At 44.0% G+C, this 1232-nt stretch carries 1 protein-coding gene; it reads right to left on the reverse strand.

From position 1 onward, the window contains the following. Positions 1-98: 98 nt before the first annotated feature. Positions 99-1205, reverse strand: a complete 1107-nt coding sequence (locus ACZMB2_RS14305) for an RNA-guided endonuclease TnpB family protein (protein WP_331607417.1) — start codon at positions 1203-1205, stop codon at positions 99-101. Positions 1206-1232: the final 27 nt, after the last annotated feature.

The following is a 1232-nucleotide window of genomic DNA, read 5'->3' on the forward strand; positions in this document are numbered from 1 at the left end:
GCTTCCTGCTCGATTGCCCTTCAGGGCAAAGCTAAAACAGGCTATCCCCGCGTGTCCCGCGGTTCTTTTTTATCCGGTTACGGATCTTTTCTGTGCTATTATGCACATTTTTTATATATTCTTTTTCCTTCTTTCAGAATATTGACCGCCGCATTCACATCCCGGTCCATCCGGTTTCCACATTCGCATAGGTATATCCGTTCTGATAATGCCAGCTCTTTCTTCTTATGTCCGCATACGCTGCATATCTTACTGGATGCAAAATATCTGTCTACTTTTATCAGATATTTTCCACGTTCTTCCAGCTTATATCCAAGCATGGAAAGGAACTGACCGTATCCGTTATCCTGTATCCCTTTTCCGAAATGCAGGCCTCCGGCTATCCCCTTCAGGTTCAGATCCTCCACACATACTGCGTCATAGTCTTCTGCAAGGCTGTGGCTGAGCTTATGCTGGAAATCCTTCCTCTGGTTCTTTATCTTTTCATGATATAAAGCAACCTTTTTCTTCTGTTTCTGATAGTTACGGCTGCCCTTTTCACATCTGGAAAGTTTTCTCTGTTCCCGGGCAAGCTTTTTCTCTGCATTCCGGTAGAACATGGGATATCCGGCTCTTTCACCGGTAGAAAATACACACATCCCATGCATGGCAAAATCCATCCCCAGGAATTTTTCCGCCTGTCTTTTCTCCGCTGTTTGGTTTTCACAGTCGAACAGCAGGCTGGCAAAATATTTTCCGGACGGTTCCCTGCTCACAGTCACTGATTTCAGCTTCCATCCCTCCGGGATCATACGGTGGAGTTTTATTTTTACCGGCTGCATCTTTGGCAGTTTCAGGAACCTGTCCTGCAGACAGATATTCCCATTTACCATATTCGTTGTATAGGATTTCCGCGAATGTTTTTTTGATTTATAATGCGGAAATCCCACTCCCGGTTCCCGGAAAAATTTCCGGAAAGCCCCTTCCAGATTTAACTGTACATTCGCCAGCGCAAGAGAATCTACCTCTTTCAGCCATGGATATTCTTTTTTATATCCGGCCGGCGTATTTTTCAGCATCTTTTTTTCTTCCTGATAATAACGGATCTTATCCGCAAGCATCCGGTTATAAAGAAAACGACTGCAGCCGATTGTCTTCTCTATCTGGGTTATCTGTTCTTTATTTGGATAGATCCTTATTTTTACTGCCCGGTTTATCTTTCTCACCCTGACTCTCTATATACTGATGGATTG

The organism is Hominiventricola sp. (assembly GCF_057604405.1).